18 protein-coding genes are annotated in these 14,405 nt (G+C 63.2%); 4 read left to right on the top strand and 14 right to left on the bottom strand.

The genetic code is table 11. The features are described 5' to 3' along the window. Nucleotides 1-3 precede the first annotated feature (3 nt). Nucleotides 4-342: a P-II family nitrogen regulator gene (locus AC1D08_RS14500; protein ID WP_095084051.1), complete on the bottom strand. Its 339-nt coding sequence runs from the start codon at nt 340-342 to the stop codon at nt 4-6. 217 nt (nt 343-559) lie between these two features. Then, nucleotides 560-1,435, bottom strand: coding sequence for an acyl-CoA thioesterase II (tesB, locus tag AC1D08_RS14495; RefSeq protein WP_095084050.1), 876 nt, complete (start codon nt 1,433-1,435; stop codon nt 560-562). 99 nt (nt 1,436-1,534) lie between these two features. Here tesB and AC1D08_RS14490 point away from each other — a divergent pair, with 99 nt between their 5' ends. Then, a complete protein-coding gene (locus AC1D08_RS14490) occupies nt 1,535-2,794 on the top strand; it encodes a ubiquinone biosynthesis hydroxylase (protein WP_457152445.1) in 1,260 nt (419 codons plus the stop codon). Nucleotides 2,795-2,847: 53 nt separating this feature from the next. On the opposite strand, the gene AC1D08_RS14485 is transcribed toward AC1D08_RS14490, so the two are convergent. The 3 genes from AC1D08_RS14485 to AC1D08_RS14475 form a co-directional block, all read right to left on the bottom strand. After that, nucleotides 2,848-3,375 carry a hypothetical protein gene (locus AC1D08_RS14485; protein WP_095084049.1) on the bottom strand — a complete coding sequence of 176 codons (528 nt, stop codon included), beginning with the start codon at nt 3,373-3,375 and terminating at the stop codon, nt 2,848-2,850. Nucleotides 3,376-3,509: 134 nt separating this feature from the next. Next, nucleotides 3,510-3,866, bottom strand: coding sequence for a YciI family protein (locus tag AC1D08_RS14480; protein WP_457152440.1), 357 nt, complete (start codon nt 3,864-3,866; stop codon nt 3,510-3,512). Further along, entirely contained in the window at nt 3,863-4,081 is a 219-nt protein-coding gene (locus AC1D08_RS14475; protein WP_095084396.1) for a hypothetical protein, read from the bottom strand. The genes AC1D08_RS14480 and AC1D08_RS14475 overlap by 4 nt, the downstream gene beginning before the upstream one ends. A gap of 254 nt (nt 4,082-4,335) precedes the next feature. Between AC1D08_RS14475 and AC1D08_RS14470 the strand changes: the two genes are divergently transcribed. Then, nucleotides 4,336-4,761 carry an OsmC family protein gene (locus tag AC1D08_RS14470; protein ID WP_457152441.1) on the top strand — a complete coding sequence of 142 codons (426 nt, stop codon included), beginning with the start codon at nt 4,336-4,338 and terminating at the stop codon, nt 4,759-4,761. 246 nt (nt 4,762-5,007) lie between these two features. Here the strand turns inward: AC1D08_RS14470 and AC1D08_RS14465 are convergent, their stop codons facing one another. The 3 genes from AC1D08_RS14465 to AC1D08_RS14455 form a co-directional block, all read right to left on the bottom strand. Continuing rightward, complete coding sequence (locus tag AC1D08_RS14465) at nt 5,008-5,649, bottom strand: YceH family protein (protein WP_457152442.1); 642 nt, start codon at nt 5,647-5,649, stop codon at nt 5,008-5,010. Between the two features lie 232 nt (nt 5,650-5,881). Next, on the bottom strand, nt 5,882-6,661 hold the full coding sequence (locus AC1D08_RS14460; RefSeq protein WP_379023766.1) for a succinate dehydrogenase iron-sulfur subunit: 780 nt from the start codon (nt 6,659-6,661) through the stop codon (nt 5,882-5,884). A 97-nt stretch (nt 6,662-6,758) separates the two neighbouring features. Further along, nucleotides 6,759-8,357 (bottom strand): sulfatase-like hydrolase/transferase, encoded by a 1,599-nt coding sequence (locus AC1D08_RS14455; protein ID WP_477423424.1) that lies wholly within the window; start codon nt 8,355-8,357, stop codon nt 6,759-6,761. 263 nt (nt 8,358-8,620) lie between these two features. Between AC1D08_RS14455 and AC1D08_RS14450 the strand changes: the two genes are divergently transcribed. After that, nucleotides 8,621-8,839, top strand: coding sequence for a hypothetical protein (locus tag AC1D08_RS14450; RefSeq protein ID WP_184872579.1), 219 nt, complete (start codon nt 8,621-8,623; stop codon nt 8,837-8,839). Here AC1D08_RS14450 and AC1D08_RS14445 read toward each other — a convergent pair. From AC1D08_RS14445 to AC1D08_RS14425, 5 genes are all read right to left on the bottom strand, one after another. Beyond that, nucleotides 8,817-9,254 (bottom strand): DUF3052 family protein, encoded by a 438-nt coding sequence (locus AC1D08_RS14445; RefSeq protein WP_457150754.1) that lies wholly within the window; start codon nt 9,252-9,254, stop codon nt 8,817-8,819. The two genes, AC1D08_RS14450 and AC1D08_RS14445, sit on opposite strands and share 23 nt — an antisense overlap. A gap of 2 nt (nt 9,255-9,256) precedes the next feature. Further along, nucleotides 9,257-11,095 (bottom strand): succinate dehydrogenase flavoprotein subunit, encoded by a 1,839-nt coding sequence (gene sdhA, locus AC1D08_RS14440; protein WP_457150753.1) that lies wholly within the window; start codon nt 11,093-11,095, stop codon nt 9,257-9,259. Nucleotide 11,096: 1 nt separating this feature from the next. After that, nucleotides 11,097-11,492, bottom strand: a complete 396-nt coding sequence (sdhD, locus tag AC1D08_RS14435; protein ID WP_457150752.1) for a succinate dehydrogenase, hydrophobic membrane anchor protein — start codon at nt 11,490-11,492, stop codon at nt 11,097-11,099. Between the two features lie 2 nt (nt 11,493-11,494). Then, nucleotides 11,495-11,899, bottom strand: a complete 405-nt coding sequence (gene sdhC, locus AC1D08_RS14430) for a succinate dehydrogenase, cytochrome b556 subunit (RefSeq protein ID WP_457150751.1) — start codon at nt 11,897-11,899, stop codon at nt 11,495-11,497. 246 nt (nt 11,900-12,145) lie between these two features. After that, the gene (locus AC1D08_RS14425; protein ID WP_457150750.1) at nt 12,146-12,589 is read right to left on the bottom strand and encodes a hypothetical protein; all 444 of its coding nucleotides are present in this window, start codon (nt 12,587-12,589) and stop codon (nt 12,146-12,148) included. Between the two features lie 207 nt (nt 12,590-12,796). Between AC1D08_RS14425 and AC1D08_RS14420 the strand changes: the two genes are divergently transcribed. Then, the gene (locus tag AC1D08_RS14420; RefSeq protein WP_457150749.1) at nt 12,797-13,159 is read left to right on the top strand and encodes a hypothetical protein; all 363 of its coding nucleotides are present in this window, start codon (nt 12,797-12,799) and stop codon (nt 13,157-13,159) included. A gap of 7 nt (nt 13,160-13,166) precedes the next feature. Here the strand turns inward: AC1D08_RS14420 and AC1D08_RS14415 are convergent, their stop codons facing one another. Continuing rightward, complete coding sequence (locus AC1D08_RS14415; RefSeq protein ID WP_457150748.1) at nt 13,167-14,363, bottom strand: GGDEF domain-containing protein; 1,197 nt, start codon at nt 14,361-14,363, stop codon at nt 13,167-13,169. Nucleotides 14,364-14,405: the final 42 nt, after the last annotated feature.

The following is a 14,405-nucleotide window of genomic DNA, read 5'->3' as shown; positions in this document are numbered from 1 at the left end:
CGCTCAGAGCGCGTCGGTGTCTGTTTCGCCGGTGCGGATGCGCACCGCCTGATCGATGCCGAAAACGAAGATCTTGCCGTCGCCGATCTGGCCGGTCTTGGCGGCCGCGGTGATAGCCTCGACGGCCTTGTCGACCACGTCGGCACTGACCGCGACTTCGATCTTGATCTTCGGCAGGAAACTGACCGCGTATTCCGCTCCGCGATAGATTTCCGTATGTCCCTTCTGACGCCCGTAGCCTTTGACTTCGGTGACGGTCAGGCCCTGGATGCCGACGGCGGTAAGCGCTTCACGCACCTCGTCGAGCTTGAACGGCTTGATGATTGCCATCACGATTTTCATAAGGTTTCACCCTTTGCTGTTGCGGTCCCCCGCGTTTGCACGACTTCACCGAACCCAAAGAGCCGGAGAGTGCCCGACAGGATTCAAGCTCCGTGCCAATTGCCGAAGCAGGGTGTTAACCCATTGTAAACAAAAGAATTGAGGTCGCCAAAGCGACGAGGTGCCCGCAACGGCGGCAAAACGTCTGCTTAAAAATTAGGCAATTTTCTCAAAATGCCTACTCTGCAGGCGATCGCTTGAGCCGGATCAGCCCTTCCTGCGCAACCGAGGCGATCAGCGTGCCATCGCGGGCAAACAGCGAGCCGCGCGTAAAGCCGCGCGACCCCTGTGTCGACGGGCTGTCTTGCGTGTAGAGCATCCAGTCGTCGAGCGCATGGCTGCGATGGAACCACATGGCGTGATCGAGGCTCGCCGCCTGGATATCGCGATCGAAAATGGCGCGGCCATGCGCGAAGGTCGATGTGTCGAGCAGCGTCATGTCGGAGAGATAGGCCAGCACCGCTGCCTGGATGGCGCGATCCGCCGGCACCGGACCAGTGGTGCGGATCCAGATGTTCTGCTTCGGCTCCAGCTTTTCGCGACTGGTGTAGTGCTTCAGCATGACCGGCTTCATTTCGATCGGCCGGTCGCGCTCCCAGTAGCGCTTGATGCCTTCGGGCACCGCCTCGCCGAACTTGCCGAGCAATTCGCGCTGCGACAGCAATGTATCTGGCGCCGGGACGTCCTGCGGCATCGGCACCTGGTGTTCGAGGCCGACCTCGTCCTGCTGGAACGAGGCTTCCAGCGAAAAGATCGCCTGGCCATGCTGGATCGCCACCACGCGGCGCGTGGTGAAGGAGCCGCCGTCGCGGATCCGGTCGACCTCGTAGACGATCGGCACCTTGGTGTCGCCGGGCCGCATGAAATAGCCGTGCAGCGAATGCACGTGGCGATCGGGGTCGACTGTCCGCTGTGCCGCCACCAGCGCCTGGGCGATGGTCTGCCCGCCGAACACGCGCTGCCAGTCGAGCAAGGGGCTGCGACCACGATACAGATTGTGTTCCAGCTTCTCGAGGTCGAGAATGCCGAGAAGCTCGTCCATGGCAGCCGTCATATTTTCGCACCCTTGCCGCAGAAGTGTTATGGCGGTTTCCGACAGGACGGACAGGCAGTCAAGGGCGCAAGCCCGGTCGGCGTGGAAGGAGCGAAGAAGATGGAACGCAAGACCGACGCAAAAAACAGATCCGGGCTCGATGTTCTGGTCGCCGGTGCCGGCTATGTCGGCTTGGCGAGCGCCGTCTCGCTGAAGCAGGCGCGTCCGGGCCTTGCCGTCGCTCTGGTCGATGCCGCGCCCGCCGGCGCCTGGCAAAGGGATGGCCGCGCATCGGCCATCGCCGCCGCCGCCTGCCGCATGCTCGACCAGCTCGGCGTGTGGGCCGAGATCGCGCCGCAGGCCCAGGCGATCACCGAGATGATCATCACCGATTCGCGCACCTCCGACCCGGTGCGCCCGGTTTTCCTGACCTTCGACGGCGAGGTCGCACCGGGCGAACCCTTTGCCCATATGGTCGCCAACCGGGCGCTGAACGGCGCCTTGCGGGCCAGCGCCGAGAAACTCGGCATCGACATCATCGAAGGCGTCGCCGTGCAGGGTTTTGAGACCAACGGCGCCGGCATCACCGTGCATCTTGCCGACGGTGCGACGCTGAAGACCCGGCTGCTGGTTGCCGCCGACGGCGTCAACTCGAAGCTGCGCGACATGGCCGGCATCAAGACGGTGAAGTGGGAATATGGCCAGTCCGGCATCGTCTGTACGGTGGCGCATGAACGCCCGCACAATGGCCGCGCGGAAGAACATTTCCTGCCGGCCGGCCCGTTTGCCACGCTGCCGCTCAAGCCCGGCGAGGACGGCACCAACCGTTCGTCGATCGTCTGGGTCGAGCGCACGCCCGATGCCGAGAAGCTGGTTGCCGGTGACGATCTCGTCTTCGAGCACGAACTCGAACAGCGTTTCAGCCTGAAGCTTGGCGAGATCCGGGTCGCGGACAAGCCGCGCGCCTGGCCGCTCGGCCTGACCATCGCGCGCGCTTTCGTCGCGCCGCGCATAGCGCTGGCCGGCGACGCCGCCCACGGCATCCACCCGATCGCCGGCCAGGGCCTCAATCTCGGCTTCAAGGATGTCGCCGCTCTGGCCGAAGTGATCGTCGAGGCCGACCGCCTCGGCCAGGACATCGGTGCGCTCGACGTGCTCGAACGCTACCAGCAGTGGCGGCGCTTCGACACCGTGCAGATGGGCATCACCACGGACGTGCTGAACCGGCTGTTTTCCAACGACATCGGCCCGCTGCGCGCCGTCCGTGACATCGGGCTCGGCCTGGTCGAGCGCATGCCGCGACTGAAGGATTTTTTTATCCGCCAGGCATCGGGATTGTCCGCCGGGACGCCGCGCCTGCTGAAGGGCGAGGCGATCTGACACCGACTTGCCAGGGTGTGTTGAGATTCAGGTCAGGTGGCCTCAGCCGAACATCAGTTGACTTCGAAGCCCAGCTTCTGCCGCAGCCGCAATATGCGCTGGTCGGCGATCTCAAGGCGTTTCTCGCCACCTTGCGCGGCGCGGTTGACCATCTGCAGCAGATCGTTTCGCTCGGCCACATCAAGCCGTTCGCGCAGGAACGGCGCCAGCTTGTCGATGACGATCGTCGTGTCGTCGATCTGTGACGCGGCCCATTTGGCGTAGATCACCGCCTCGTCGGTCTTCTTCTTGTCGGCGATCTCGGAAATCACCGCGCGAATGACCGCCTCGCGCTGCGGCAGCACAGGCCCATCTTCGGAAACGATGGCGGTGATCAACGTCGCGGCCGCCACCACTGGATCGTCGATCGCCGTCAGCGGCGACAGGGCCGCCTGCTTGCGCAGCTTCTTGCGGCGCACGGAGCCCTGGACCCGACCGATGACATCGGCAACGTCACGCGCCGCCTCGTTCATCGCCTTCATCCGGTACCACCAGAACGCCGCCGCGCCCAACACGCCAAGGATAGCAATCAGGAAAGGCATGAAGAATCCCCCAAAATCCAGGTGACGATAGGAGAACTCTTGCCTTGCATCAACGCGCAAAAGTTGCGATCGACCGAGACGTTCGGTTGACCGAACGCCCTGGTTTCGAAGTGACCGCAACGCATGGCACGGATCTATGATCCGGGTATGTCGTAGATGGCGCGGACCTCGATGGTGCCGAGTTCGGCCAGCGGAATACCGGCGGCAATGTCCAGTGCCTCTTCGAGATCCCTTGCCTCGACCATGACGAAGCCGAGCAACTGCTCCTTGGTCTCGGTGAAGGGCCCGTCGGTGACTAGCCGCTTGCCCTGGCGCCGGCGCACGGTTTTGGCTGACGTCACCGATTGCAGCGCCTCGGCCACGATCAGCAGGCCTTTGTCCTCGAGCGATCGGTCATAGGCCAGCGAATCGGCGTTGAGCTTGTCCGACCCCGCCGGGGTCAGCGCGTGAAGATCCTTTTCCTCACCATAGACCAGGCAAACATATTTCATTTCGAGCTCCCTTGCTGTGTCGAGGCGACGAGCGTGTCGGCCCGGCCCTTGCCCGCCGCAGCGTGGTCGAGAATGCACACCGCAACCCCGATGATGGCAACCGCCGCCAGAAACCGGCCGAACGCCGGCGCGGGCTGGTGCATCCAGTCGGCTTCCTGTCCACCGCCTCCGCGGCCGGCCTTTTTCTTCCAATGCGCACAAAACAGCATATCCATGTGATCCTCCATCCGGCTATCAACTTGCGTGGCCGCCCGCAGGACGGGCGAGGCGGATCAAAGTCGACATTTCTGCACGCGCATTTTTTCAAAAAGAATCGAAGCGACCGCCGTCGACACCCGTGCAGTGGTCCAAAGAGCGCAGTGGCCTTCGCGTCTGCGCGCGCTATAGTTGACCGGACGCCGGCCCCAATCCCGATCACAAGCCCGGCAACCAGCCACGACAACCCACCACGACAACCAAGGAGGAATTCATGGACCGCACCGCAAACGCCGTCTGGAAAGGCAATCTGAAAGAGGGCAACGGCACGCTCGATACGCAGAGCGGGGCCCTGAAGGGCACGCCCTATTCGTTCAAGGCGCGCTTCGAGGACGAGAGCGGCAAATCCGGCACCAATCCGGAAGAGCTGATCGCCGCGGCGCATGCCGGCTGCTACGCTATGCAATTCTCGCACTTCCTGGCTGAAAACGGCACGCCCGCCACCGAGCTCGACGCCAAGGCCGTGGTGACGCTGGTTCCCGGCACCGGCATCACCGGCAGCGCCCTCACTGTGGTCGGCAAGGTGCCGGGCATCGAGGCGGCGAAATTCAAGGAATTGGCCGAGAAGGCCAAGGCCGAATGCCCGGTCTCCAAGGCACTCGGCGCCATAAAAGTGTCGCTCGACGCCAGGCTTGGGTAAACAATATCGCAGAGCCTGCTGACGTTTGCGCCGCCCCTCACCTGCCTGCTGGCATCCTCTCCCCGTATAGGGACGGGGAGAGGGGCGCTCACATCGACGGTTTCGCCAATCACCAGCGCTGCAAAAAGAACGCCGGCGTCGCGGCCGTCCTCTTTCTCCCCGTCCCTATACGGGGAGAAATGCCCGGCAGGGCAATGAGGGGCGGCGCCCAACGTCGACAATGATCATCTGAAACGGACTCTCGGGTCAGCGGCCGCCGGTCAGCGCCTCGATGAGGGTGCGCAGCCTCGCAACTTCTTCCTCGAGGGTACTGATGCGCTCTTCGAGGCCGGGGACCGATGAGGCGACCGGCGGGGCCTGATGCATGGCGACGGGCGTGATCTGCACCGCGCCACTCAGCAGATGCATAAAACGCTCCTCGCGCTGGCCGGGGCCGCGCTCGATCAGCACCACCAGCGGCGGCCGGCGGCCGATCAGCAGGTCGAGGTCGGTGCGCAGCGCCTCGATCGACGAAAACCGCGCCATGCGCTCGGCTCGCGCCAGCAATTCGTGCGCCGTCTGCGCGCCGCGCAACAGCATCAGGCCGATCAGCGCGATCTGCGCCGAGGTGAGCGAAAAGCGCTGCGCCACCTGGTGCTCGTAGCGCTCGACGCGCGAGGCGAAGACCTGCCGGACCAGGCCCTTCTGCTCCAACTGGCTCAGCGCCCGCCTGACCTCGACAAGTTCGACCGCCATCACCGGCTCGCGCGCCGTCTTCTGGTTGGCCGCGGCATGCGCGCCGTTGAGCGTCAGCGGATAGACATCCGGCGTCAGCTCCTTCTTCTCGATCAGGCAGCCGAGCACGCGCGCCTCGACAGGGGAGAGAATGGGAAGGTCGGTATCTGTCATGGCGTCGCTATCCTTCTGAGGCCGGCRGGACAGCACCCCCCTCTGTCCTGCCGGACATCTCCCCCGCAAGGGGGGAGATCGGCAGCTTTAGCGCGGTCAGACCATTCTCGCAAAGTTGGAAATTAGCGAAAGCCGGGATGACGGCCAATCTCCCCCCTTGCGGGGGAGATGTCCGGCAGGACAGAGGGGGGTGGGAAGGATCGCAACGGCTGAGGTGATTTCCCCACTAAAACTACACCCTTCTCTCCACCATCATCTTCTTGATCTCGGCGATCGCCTTGGCCGGGTTGAGGCCCTTGGGACAGGTCTGCGCGCAGTTCATGATGGTGTGGCAGCGATAGAGCCGGAACGGGTCTTCGAGGTTGTCGAGCCGCTCGCCCTTGGCCTCGTCGCGGGAATCGATCAGCCAGCGATAGGCCTGCAGCAGCGTTGCCGGGCCGAGATAGCGGTCGCCGTTCCACCAGTAGCTCGGGCACGAGGTCGAGCAGCAGGCGCACAGGATGCACTCGTAGAGGCCATCCAGCTTCTCGCGCTCCTCATGGCTCTGCAGCCATTCCTTGGCCGGCTCCGGCGACACCGTCTTCAGCCACGGCTGGATCGAGGCGTGCTGGGCATAGAAATTGGTGAGGTCGGGCACCAGGTCCTTGACCACCTGCATATGCGGCAGCGGGTAGACCTTGACGGCGCCGGAAATATCGTCGCAGCCCTTCGTGCAGGCGAGCGTGTTGGAGCCGTCGATGTTCATGGCGCAGGAGCCGCAGATGCCCTCGCGGCAGGAGCGGCGCAAGGTCAGCGTCGGGTCGATCTTGTTCTTGATCCATAGCAGCGCGTCGAGCACCATCGGCCCGCAATCGTCCATGTCGACGAAATAGCTGTCGATGCGCGGGTTCTCGTCATCGTCCGGCGACCAGCGGTAGATGCGGTATTCCCTGAGATTGGTCGCGCCTTCCGGCTTCGGCCAGGTCTTGCCCTGCTGGACCTTCGAGTTCTTGGGGAGCGTAAGTTCGACCATTGGCGTGCCTCTGAACGTGACCTTTTAATCGGCTTCTGGGTGCCAAATCAAGGCGCTATCTGGCATCGAACACTTGCCGCCGGTGTGCACCCTGGCATTAATGCGGCTCAGCCTCGGACGCCGCGGCCGTCCGTGCCGGTTTCAGCTGCCAGAATGATCTGACGAGCACATCCTCGGCATGGATCGCGTCATCGAACTGGCCCTGTCCAAGTGCCTGGACCAGCGTCGGTCGATCCCCAAGCAGCGAAACGCCAAGGGCAGCCTGGTCATTTGGGAGCGGCACGCCTAGCGCCTCCAGAATGGAGGGAAATACGTCAATCGTGCCCGAAAGCCTGGTATACGCCTTGGAGGGAATGCCATCGCCCGACAGGGAGAAAAAATTGCGCCGTTCAAACGTGTTCAGCCGATCCGTCACCGTGCTCGGCGCGCTGAGGTGGTCACTTTGCAACGCCAGAACGGTGTTCCTCATCAGACCTTCGGCCTCGGCTTTGTGGATGAAGTCTGCGACCAGCATGTTGGTGCATTTCACGGCATGGAGAATATTGGGGGCTTGTGGGGAAAGTCCTGTCTTGCCGATACATTTGTCAGTCAGGTAGCCATCCGGCGCATGCCCACCACTGACGGCGATCGTCAGCGAGACCGGTTTGCCGTCTCGGTTCGCGCGCCGCAAAACGTCGAAGCTCATGTCCAGAACCTGGGCGTCATCGGCGCCAAAAGAGCTGCCACGCCCACCGACGGCGGCCACCACTTCGGATCCCCCAAACAGCGATGAATAGCCATGGGTGGAATAGAATTCTCCCTGACCGGTGAAGCCGAGCGGCCAACCGGAAATGAAGTTCTGCTGATAGCCTCGCGCCTTCAGAACATCGCCCAGGCAGGTCAGGCCTGGCAGGAATTGCGAATTCTCCTCCATGTACTGGCGCGTTGTGAAATACGTTATTAGCAGCGGCGTTCCACAGTTGGCGGCGACCATCCCGGAGATGGAGTTGTTGGTGTAGGCAAGTTGCACCATGTTGGTCGCCGAAACGCCACGCCTGTCGAATTCGCGCAGCGGGCCCATGACGTCGCCGAACTCCGCCTCGTTCATGTAGGTGCGCTCGGCACTCTCGATGAAAATATGAATGAGGTTCCTTGGCGCGACGGTCTCCGACGCTGTTCCGGCCGGTTTTGTCAAAGAGGTGATATCGACGAACCGCTTGGACAGGAAATCATGCAGCGGGTTGAGATGGATCGCAGCCGCGATCGGGCGCGTCAGCATCGGGTTTGCCGCCAGGAAGAACGCCATCAAGGCAACGTCCAATCTTCGTGTCAGCGTGCCGCGCGCCTTCAGTGCGCCAAGGCCGAAAAGAACGACCAAAATGACCAGTATCGTGCTTCCCGTATTCACCAGACATTCGAGAACGACACCGGGCGTGAGAACTCCGGCGTCGACATGCATGAACATCGCGCCCCAATCGAAATAGCCGAAAACACTTTCGACGTAGACATAGAAAAGGAAGAGAAAACAAGGAATAAGCGACAAGTAGGCGCTGAACCACCTGCTTGTTGGCTGATCCGTCCTGACCCCTTGGAGGCGATCCAGCAAGAGAAGCGAGCACAGAGCGCCCAGGCCAAGGACCGCCAGCAGCCTTTTCTCCTGAAGATAAACCAGCGACACGAGCCAGGTGAGCGACCCCACTGTCGCGACGCTGACCAATGATCCAATTGGCCAGCAACGAATAGCATGAAATCCGCGCATACTTCGCACTCGATCGACGATTTCGGAAGTGGATATCGAGAATCACTTAAAGCTATACTAAGGCAATGCTGATGAGCGCAAATATCAAACGGCCAATTACTTTCGAGATCGCTAATATACGTCGCTCAAAAGTGACCTCGGTTTTGGGCGAACGGCGTGCATGAGCGGTTCGACGTTTCCGTGAAACGGTGAACCGCTCTAAGCGCATTGTTGTGTGATAGATGGACGGCCTCGTATTTCAGGCGAGCGCCGAAATTCTCGATCAGACGGGCCAGCCGGTCGATCTGTGCAAAGTCGACAGCGCCAGCCATATCGCAGAGGTCATCGAAAAGCGCGATAGAGACCGTGCGCCATCCGGCTTCGGTCAGGTTTTGCCTTGCTGGATCTTCGAATTCTTGGGGAGCGTCAGTTCAACCGTTACCTGCGGTCTTTTCGGATGACGAGCTTCAGCCCGGACCAGATTTCATTGACGGCGGCGACTTTCACATCGACCAGGTCGCGCTTCAGCGCCTCGGCGCGAACGACGCTCTCGGTGACGTCGGTCGGCACCTTCGATGCCTTCTTCGGCCAGGACACCCAGACCATGCCGTCGCGCTTGATCGCCGCTTCGACATCGCCGAGGCGATCCTCGATCTCGGCGCGCTGCCGGGTGAAGGCATGGACGGCATCGTATTTTTGGGTCGTTCCCGAAATGTCAGACCAATCGGCCAGCCGGTCGACATTGGCAAAGGCAACAGCATCGGCCAGCTCATCGAGTTCCGATGGCAGCGCGATGAAGGCGGCGGTCATCCCGTCCTTCAGGCCGAGCTTGGCCGGAAGGGGCGTAGCGGAATATCCCGAGGCCGCCAGCGCCATGGTCAATACACCCTGGCCTTCGGCGCGATCTTGGCGAGGCTGATGCCGCCGTCCTTTTCCGCCAGCAGCGGCTCGGTATGCACCGGCCGGTAGGACAGCGTCACCTTGCCGCCTTCGCTGAGCCGGGCCAGCGTATGCTTGCGCCAGGCCGTGTCGTCGCGTGCCGAAAAGTCTTCCCGCGCATGCGCCCCGCGGCTCTCCTTGCGCGCCTCGGCGCTGTAGACCGTGGTGATGGCGTTGGCCATCAGGTTTTCCAGTTCCAGCGTTTCGACCAGGTCGGAGTTCCAGATCATCGAGCGGTCGAACACTTTGATGTCCTTGAGCTCGGTCCAGATTTCCGAAATACGCTTGCAGCCATTCTCCAGCGATTCCTGCGTGCGGAACACCGCCGCGTCTTCCTGCATTGCCCGCTGCATTTTTTCGCGCAAGCTTGCCGTCGGCGTCGAGCCGTTGGCGTGGCGCAGGCGGTCGAAGCGGCCCATGATCTTTTCGACAGAGGCTTCGTTGGGCGCCGGGATCGCCGACTTGCGGTCGATGACCTGGCCGGCCCGGATCGCGGCCGCGCGGCCGAACACCACCAGGTCGATCAGCGAGTTCGAACCCAGCCGGTTGGCGCCATGCACCGAGGCGCAGCCCGCCTCGCCGACCGCCATCAGCCCGGGCGACACCTTGTCCGGGCTCCTCGGCGTCGGGTTGAGCACCTCGCCCCAGTAATTGGTCGGCACGCCGCCCATATTGTAGTGCACCGTCGGCAGGACCGGGATCGGCTCCTTGGTCAGGTCGACGCCGGCAAAGATCTTTGCCGATTCCGAAATGCCCGGCAGCCGCTCGTGCAGCACGGCCGGATCGAGATGGTCGAGGTGCAGGAAGATGTGGTCCTTCTTCGGGCCGACGCCGCGTCCTTCGCGGATCTCCAGCGTCATGCAGCGCGAGACGACGTCGCGCGAGGCAAGGTCCTTGGCCGACGGCGCGTAACGCTCCATGAAGCGCTCGCCCTCGGAGTTGACGAGATAGCCGCCCTCGCCGCGCGCGCCTTCGGTGATCAGGCAGCCGGCGCCATAGATGCCGGTCGGGTGGAACTGCACGAACTCCATGTCCTGCAGCGGAAAGCCGGCGCGTGCGGCCATGCCGCCGCCGTCGCCGGTGCAGGTATGCGCCGAAGTCGCCGAGAAATAGGAGCGGCCATAGCCGCCGGTCGCCAGCACCACCATCTTGGCCGAGAAGCGGTGGATGGTGCCGTCGTCGAGGTTCCATGCGACGACGCCGGTGCAGGTGCCGTCCGGCTCCATGATCAGGTCGAGCGCGAAATACTCGATGAAGAACTGCGCGTTGTTCTTCAGCGACTGGCCGTAGAGCGTGTGCAGGATGGCGTGGCCGGTGCGGTCTGCGGCCGCGCAGGTACGCTGCACCGGCGGGCCTTCGCCGTAATTCATCATGTGGCCACCGAACGGCCGCTGGTAGATCTTGCCTTCTTCGGTGCGCGAGAACGGCACGCCGTAATGTTCGAGCTCGTAGACCGCCGCCGGCGCTTCGCGCACCAGATATTCCATGGCGTCGACATCGCCCAGCCAGTCCGAACCCTTGACGGTGTCGTACATATGCCACTGCCAGGAATCGGGCCCCATGTTGGACAGCGAAGCGGCGATGCCGCCTTGCGCCGCCACCGTGTGCGAGCGGGTCGGGAAAACCTTGGTGATGCAGGCGGTGCGCAGGCCCTGTTCGGCCATGCCGAGCGTGGCGCGCAGGCCGGCGCCACCGGCGCCGACGACCACCACGTCGAATTTGTGATCGACATAGGTGTAAGCGGAACCGGTGTTGGCTCCTTTTGCGTCCTTGGCCAACTCAGCCTCCGAATGCCAGCTTGAGCAGGGCGAAGATCGAGGCGACGCCGACCGCTATGGTGAAAAACGTATTGAGCGCGATAAGCGCCAGCTTCATGCCTTCGCCATGCACGTAGTCCTCGATGATCACCTGCATGCCGAGCCGCATGTGGATGAGGCCGGAGATGAGCACCAGGGCCAGCACCAGCGCCACGAACGGATTGGCGAGCGATGCCCGCACCTCAACGTAGCCGCCGCCGTTGAGCGCGGTCAGGAAACCGACGAAGAACAGCGTCAGCGGGATGTTGGCGATGGCAGTGAGGCGCTGGCGCCAGAAATGCCCGGTGCCCTCGCGGGCGGAACCCAGGCCGCGGACTTTCGCCAGCGGCGTGCGCATGTCGGTCTTGCCAGTGCTCATGATCAGGCTCCCCGCGCCATATAGCCGGCGATCCAGATCAGCAGCGTGAGCAGGACCGAGCCGGCCAGCGTCGCCCAGGCGATCTTCGAGGCCGTGTGCTTCTCGAGGCCGGCGCCGGTGTCCCAGACCAGATGGCGCACACCACCCAGCATGTGGTGCATCAGCGCCCAGGTGTAGCCGAACAGGATCAGCCGGCCGAGCCAGGTGCCGAAGGCCCAATTGACCCAGTCGAATGTCGGCTGCGAGCTTGCCGCCGCCATCAGCCATATGGCGACCAGCAGCGTGCCGAAATAGAGCGCGCCGCCGGTGATGCGATGGATGATCGACATCGTCATGGTGATCGGCGGCCGGTACACGGTCAGGTGCGGCGAAAGCGGTCTTGCGCGGGTGGCTGGTGATTTGCTCATGGCTCCCCCAGTTCGGCGTCCCTGGAGCCTCAGGTGGAAATGCGGCATTGCCGCTTCCGGATGCGACTTCGGACAGCCGGTTTCTAATGCTCTTTTTGCACCGCGTCAAAGCCAGAAAACCGTTTCGAAAACGTAATTTAGTCTGACTAAAAGGCAGGCGCAGGCTTCAATCGATTAGCGGTGATTGGGCCGAAGCCGGCTCGCTATCGCTGCAGTGCAACATACAGGTCCGACATGGCCCCCAAGTCAGCGCTTACAGGTCACCGGCGTCGACCCAGCCTTCATGACCAGCGCTTCGCGGCCATCGATCACAATCGCGTCATGCGCCTGCTGGTAACGGCTGTTCTGGTTGGCCGGCGAGGCCTGCAGATCTTCGCTGGTACCGTCGGACCCGAGAACATGCACCGAGGTGCCGAGATTCTCGATGGTCATCCTGCCGCCATCGGCGCAACTGTAGGTCGCGGTGCGCGGCTGCGGCGAGGTCATGTCGGTGCCGGCACCGCCCGCCGAGGCGGCAGGCGCCAGCGAGAACGACGTAGCGGCCCTGTTGCCGGCTCTCGGAGGATCATTCTGCGGCACGCAGGCCATGGCGACCAGAAGCGGCGACAGGACAAGCGTCACCCGAAACGTCCGGCCTGGCGCCATATGCTGTCCCTCCCGCGCGGCAAACTGGCCACGATGCGTTGCCAAGATCAAGGTCATCCTATGCCGAACTGGACGCCGGCCGCGATGGTGCGGCCAAGCATGGCCGAAAGATGGCCACCGGATTTTCCACCCAGTCGGATATTAACCATGTTTACCGAGACATCGCTGCGAAACGCGCCGGCCTCTTAACAAAGGTTAAGAAAAGGTTAATTTCTGATTCGAGGAGGCTTTCCTCTAAACAAGGAGGACGCCATGCGTTCGAACTCGGAAAGAATGCGCCTTGCGGCGCTCATCGTGGCGGCTTCCGTCGTTGGCCTGGCGGCGCCAGCGCTCGCCGGCGCACGCCACCACGACCGCGTCTACGCCGATTCGCTCGGCAATCTCGTCATCGACAGCGCCGCCGGCTACAAGCGCATCCTGGTCGGCGAAGGCAAATTGGCCAAGCAGCTGTCCGACTACACCAGCGCCGGCCAGCCCAAGGTGATCTACGAGAATGAATCGGACGAAATCACCGGCTCCGGCGATTGTTACCGGCCGCCGGTGTTCGTGAAAGGGCGCAGCTATATGTACGGGCTTGCTGATGGCGAGATGCCCGAGCTCAGCCCCTGCCAGTGATCCGGATCTAACCAGCGCCGGCTGTAATCTCTCTTCCGCCGGCCGGCCCGGCGGAGACACGCACACAATCGCGCCCGGCATTCTTCGCCTGGTAAAGTGCCTGGTCGGCGCGCCGCATCAGACCGGCAAAATCCTCGCTCGGATGAAGCTCGGCGACGCCGAAGCTTGCCGTGCAGCGATTGTCCACCGGCAGTCCATCGATGGGCAGCGCGCTGAAAGCGCTGCGCGCGCCCTCGGCGAACAGCCGGGCGGCGGCAAGGTTGGTTCCCGGCAGGATGATGGCGAACTCCTCGCCGCCGATGCGGCCGGCGACATGGTGGCCGGCGGCGGCCTCGCGCAGGAAACCGGCAAAGGTCTCGATCACCCGGTCGCCGGACGCATGGCCGAAGCTGTCGTTGACGGTCTTGAAATGATCGAGGTCGGCGATGACCAGCGCGACCGGCACGCTTTGACGCACGGCGCCCAGCACTGCCTGCTCAGCGTGGCGGGCGAAGCCGCCGCGGTTGAGCAGGCGCGAAAGCGTGTCCGTCTCCGACCTCGACGTCACCTCGGCGAGCACGTCGCGAACCAGGATGGCCAGAATCAGCAGCGCCAGCGCCGAGCCAAAGACGGTGCCGAGCGACTGAGACACCAGCGCGTAGTTGCTTTGCAGATAGGCCTGCGGGTTGGCGCCCCAGCCGCCGAGCACATGCGCGATGAGCGGCTTTGAGGCAAACTGTAACCCGCTGGCCGCCAGCACCGCCATCAGGATGTGGTCGAGACGGGCGTGCCTTTGCCGCGACGACCACACGATCACGAGACCGATGAACTGCATGACCGCATAGGGAAGCTGGTAGGCCATCATGCGGGCCAGCGACTGGCGCGGCAGGTCCTGCACGAAATACACCGCGACAGAGGTGGCGACGAGGAAGAACAGCATCTGCTTCCACGGCGGCGACACGCCGTATTTGTGCGCCAGGCCGCCATTGAAGGCGATGGTGGCGCCCAGGAACACCGCGAAGGCGGCAACGACCACCGGCCGCGCATTGTCGAAGGCGGGGATGCTGAATTCGATGGCGAAATACACCATGCCCAGCAGATAGCCGAACGCCAGCCAGCGCGGCGCGGCGCGGCCGGCCTCATGCAACGCGACCGCGATGAAGGACGCCGCCAACAGGCCGGCGACCGACACATTGATCAACAGGATGAAATTGGCGCCGCTCATAGTCTTCCCGAACCCGCGCCGACAGCTAAAGCATCGAGCGGC

It is taken from the genome of Mesorhizobium sp. P2_E6 (genome assembly GCF_056403835.1).
Note: the sequence above shows the minus strand (reverse complement) of the source record. Positions and strands in the feature narration are given on the sequence as shown.

Excerpts from the sequence above, each read along its gene's own strand:
- AC1D08_RS14500 (WP_095084051.1), bottom strand. The coding sequence starts at position 342 with ATGAAAATCGTGATGGCAATCATCAAGCCGTTCAAGCTCGACGAGGTG.
- tesB (WP_095084050.1), bottom strand. The coding sequence starts at position 1,435 with ATGACGGCTGCCATGGACGAGCTTCTCGGCATTCTCGACCTCGAGAAG.
- AC1D08_RS14490 (WP_457152445.1), top strand. The coding sequence starts at position 1,535 with ATGGAACGCAAGACCGACGCAAAAAACAGATCCGGGCTCGATGTTCTG.
- AC1D08_RS14485 (WP_095084049.1), bottom strand. The coding sequence starts at position 3,375 with ATGCCTTTCCTGATTGCTATCCTTGGCGTGTTGGGCGCGGCGGCGTTC.
- AC1D08_RS14480 (WP_457152440.1), bottom strand. The coding sequence starts at position 3,866 with ATGAAATATGTTTGCCTGGTCTATGGTGAGGAAAAGGATCTTCACGCG.
- AC1D08_RS14475 (WP_095084396.1), bottom strand. The coding sequence starts at position 4,081 with ATGGATATGCTGTTTTGTGCGCATTGGAAGAAAAAGGCCGGCCGCGGA.
- AC1D08_RS14470 (WP_457152441.1), top strand. The coding sequence starts at position 4,336 with ATGGACCGCACCGCAAACGCCGTCTGGAAAGGCAATCTGAAAGAGGGC.
- AC1D08_RS14465 (WP_457152442.1), bottom strand. The coding sequence starts at position 5,649 with ATGACAGATACCGACCTTCCCATTCTCTCCCCTGTCGAGGCGCGCGTG.
- AC1D08_RS14460 (WP_379023766.1), bottom strand. The coding sequence starts at position 6,661 with ATGGTCGAACTTACGCTCCCCAAGAACTCGAAGGTCCAGCAGGGCAAG.
- AC1D08_RS14450 (WP_184872579.1), top strand. The coding sequence starts at position 8,621 with ATGGACGGCCTCGTATTTCAGGCGAGCGCCGAAATTCTCGATCAGACG.
- AC1D08_RS14445 (WP_457150754.1), bottom strand. The coding sequence starts at position 9,254 with ATGGCGCTGGCGGCCTCGGGATATTCCGCTACGCCCCTTCCGGCCAAG.
- sdhD (WP_457150752.1), bottom strand. The coding sequence starts at position 11,492 with ATGAGCACTGGCAAGACCGACATGCGCACGCCGCTGGCGAAAGTCCGC.
- sdhC (WP_457150751.1), bottom strand. The coding sequence starts at position 11,899 with ATGAGCAAATCACCAGCCACCCGCGCAAGACCGCTTTCGCCGCACCTG.
- AC1D08_RS14420 (WP_457150749.1), top strand. The coding sequence starts at position 12,797 with ATGCGTTCGAACTCGGAAAGAATGCGCCTTGCGGCGCTCATCGTGGCG.
- AC1D08_RS14415 (WP_457150748.1), bottom strand. The coding sequence starts at position 14,363 with ATGAGCGGCGCCAATTTCATCCTGTTGATCAATGTGTCGGTCGCCGGC.